The following is a 1,772-nucleotide window of genomic DNA, read 5'->3' on the forward strand; positions in this document are numbered from 1 at the left end:
GGCGAGGTGGCCCTCGGCGGACAGGTCGCGAGCGAGAGACTGCGAGAAGCGTTCCCCCGCGGGCGACGGAACGATGAGGGTGGTCCGCTCCTCGAGGATCTCGTCGAGCGCCTCACCCCACGGCTCCGGCTTCATCACCATGCCGGCACCCCCGCCGTAAGGGGTGTCGTCGACGGTGTGATGACGATCGCGAGTCCAGGAGCGGAGGTCGTGCACGCGCACGTCGAGAAGTCCTCGCGTGCGGGCCTTGCCGATCAGCGAGACATCGAGCACATCGAAGAACGCCGGGAAGATCGTGACGATGTCGATGCGCATGCCGCGATCACTCCTGCTCGGTGCTGGCCTCGGGAACCTCGCCGACGGGTGCCTCGTCGTCCTCGGGGGGCAGCTCCTCGAACAGACCCGCCGGCGGGGTGATCCGCACCCGGCCTGCCGCGAGATCGACCTCGGGCACGATGGCCTTGACGAACGGAACGAGCACTTCCGTCTCGTCGGCGAGAAGGACCGCGAGAAGGTCCTGCGACGGCAGGTGGTCGACGCGCGCCACGCGACCGACGACGGCACCGTCTCGCACGACGTCGAGTCCGACCAGCTGGTGGTCGTACCACGCGTCCTCTTCGTCGGAGGCGGCGGCCTCGTCGATCCACAGAATCGCGCGGACGAGCTCCTCGGCGGCAGTGCGGTCGTCGACGCCCTCGAAGAAGGCGACGGGATGGGAGTTCATCCAGCGGAACTCGCGCACGGTCAGCGGCTTCCCGTGCCAGGGCGAGGACTCGGGAACCTGGAGGGTGAACGTCGCCCCCGGCACGAAGCGTCCGTCTGGGTCGTCGGTGTACAGCTCGAGCTTGAGCGCGCCTTTCAGGCCGTGCGCCTTGACGAGGCGACCGACGCGCAACTGCGTCTTGGAGCCGACCGGCGGGCGGGCGTCACCAGAGGGTGCCACGTCAGTCATCCGCGACATCGACCCGCACGCGGCGGCCATCGGCGAGCGCGGTGATGAGCGTGCGCAGCGCCTTGGCGGTGCGTCCGCCGCGCCCGATCACGCGTCCGCGGTCATCGGAGTGCACGTGCACCTCGAGGACATCCCCTCGTGACGACGAGGATGAGACGATGCGGACGTCGTCGGGGTGATCGACGATCCCCTTGACGACGTGTTCGAGCGCGGCGGCGAGCACGGAATTACGCTTCGGCGGACTCGTCGGACGCCGCGGCGTCCTCGGCAGCGTCGGCGGCGGGCTCCTCGGCCTTCTTCTCGGCCTTGGGCTTGATGACCGACTTCTTGTCGGCGTCGACCTCGAACGCTGCCTTCGTCTCGGCGGTCTTCACCGTCGAAACGGCGTCCTTGTCACCCTGGTGACGACCCCAGTCGCCCGTGAGCTTGAGGATGGCACGCACCTGGTCGGTCGGCTGAGCGCCGACGCCGAGCCAGTACTGGGCGCGGTCGGAGTCGACCTCGATGAACGAGGGCTCCTCGGTCGGGTGGTACTTGCCGATCTCTTCGATGACACGACCGTCGCGCTTGGTGCGCGAGTCGGCCACGACGATGCGGTAATAGGGCGCACGGATCTTTCCGAGGCGCTTGAGGCGGATCTTGACAGCCACAATTCTCCTGAATGAGTGAAAGCGAACGAACCGATCGCCTGGAGCGTGGGGTGCACACCCGGCGGAAGCTCTGGAACGGTCCACGGCGCTGGATAGAGGGTCGAGTGCCGGGTCCGACCCTCTATTCTGCCAGATCCTGCGCGGCGTCGCGAACCGCGCCGACGGCCGCT

At 68.2% G+C, this 1,772-nt stretch carries 3 protein-coding genes and 1 pseudogene; all 4 read right to left on the minus strand.

The window, feature by feature from the left end:
• Positions 1-315, minus strand: a pseudogene (locus tag B4E30_RS06765) (tRNA (guanosine(37)-N1)-methyltransferase TrmD); the annotation flags it as partial.
• 7 nt (positions 316-322) lie between these two features.
• Positions 323-952, minus strand: coding sequence for a ribosome maturation factor RimM (rimM, locus tag B4E30_RS06770; protein WP_286794182.1), 630 nt, complete (start codon positions 950-952; stop codon positions 323-325).
• Entirely contained in the window at positions 945-1,175 is a 231-nt protein-coding gene (locus B4E30_RS06775; protein ID WP_071043200.1) for an RNA-binding protein, read from the minus strand. The genes rimM and B4E30_RS06775 overlap by 8 nt, the downstream gene beginning before the upstream one ends.
• A gap of 4 nt (positions 1,176-1,179) precedes the next feature.
• A complete protein-coding gene (gene rpsP, locus B4E30_RS06780; protein WP_286794184.1) occupies positions 1,180-1,602 on the minus strand; it encodes a 30S ribosomal protein S16 in 423 nt (140 codons plus the stop codon).
• Positions 1,603-1,772: the final 170 nt, after the last annotated feature.

Source organism: Microbacterium sp. UBA3394 (assembly GCF_002358725.1).
In the GTDB taxonomy this organism is placed as follows: domain Bacteria; phylum Actinomycetota; class Actinomycetes; order Actinomycetales; family Microbacteriaceae; genus Microbacterium; species Microbacterium luteum.

Bases quoted from the DNA above. Each gene is read 5' to 3' on its own strand.
- rimM (WP_286794182.1), bottom strand. From the start codon at position 952: ATGACTGACGTGGCACCCTCTGGTGACGCCCGCCCGCCGGTCGGCTCC.